This is a genomic window from Tsukamurella sputi (assembly GCF_007858445.1).
Classification (GTDB): Bacteria; Actinomycetota; Actinomycetes; order Mycobacteriales; family Mycobacteriaceae; genus Tsukamurella; species Tsukamurella sputi.
This window is the reverse complement of sequence record NZ_VIGV01000030.1, coordinates 1-807: the sequence shown is the minus strand read 5'-3', so window position 1 is coordinate 807 and position 807 is coordinate 1. Positions and strand designations below refer to the sequence as shown.

Genomic DNA, 807 nt, shown 5'->3' with positions numbered 1-807 from the left:
AATGGAACGTTTATTATATCAAGCCCACCCTATGGCTATGAGAATATAGACGGAAAGATGGTAGCGAATGAAGAAGAAGGAAAAATCATAAAAGAAATATTTGAACAGTATCTTTCAGGTAAGGGAACACACAAAATAGCAGAAGACTTAAATAAAAGAAAGATTAAAGGACAAAAAGGAGCAAGCTGGCATGGTTCGACTATAAATGGAAACTAAAAAAATGAAAAATACACAGGGGATGTCATCTACCAAAAGACTTATACAGATGAAAATTATAATAGACATAAAAATAAGGGAGAAGAAGACCAGTATAAAATAATAGATAACCATGAAGCCATTGTAAGTAGAGAGGATTTTGAAAAAGTACAAGAATTATTAAGACTTAGGGCTATAGCAAAAGGAAATGGAGAAAACACTAAAAGATACCAAAATAGATATAGCCTATCGGGGAAAATCAAGTGTGGCGAGTGTGGTTCAAGCTTTAAGAGAAGACATCACTATAATGGCAAAGATAAATATATAGCTTGGACTTGCAGTGAGCACTTAAGAGATATTCATAAGTGTTCCATGAAGTTTATAAAAGACAAGGACATAAAACTGGCATTTATGACTTTAGTAAACAAGTTAGTCTTTGGAAAAGATAATATCCTTACACCACTCTTAGAATCCTTAAAGAGATTGGACAGTAAGGAAGAAGTAGAGAAGATAGAAAAAATAGAAGAAGGCTTAGAAAAACTAAAGGAAAGAAAAGAGGTTCTAAGCAAACTAATAACTTCAGGAGTTTTAGATGCAAGTATTTACGCAAAG

1 protein-coding gene and 1 pseudogene are annotated in these 807 nt (G+C 32.7%); both read left to right on the top strand.

What is annotated here, in order from left to right:
• Positions 1-57: 57 nt before the first annotated feature.
• A pseudogene (locus FK268_RS25160) lies at positions 58-372 on the top strand (recombinase family protein); the annotation flags it as partial.
• A gap of 18 nt (positions 373-390) precedes the next feature.
• Positions 391-807 (top strand): recombinase zinc ribbon domain-containing protein (locus tag FK268_RS24835; protein ID WP_306461502.1); only part of this gene is annotated, 417 nt, incomplete at its 3' end.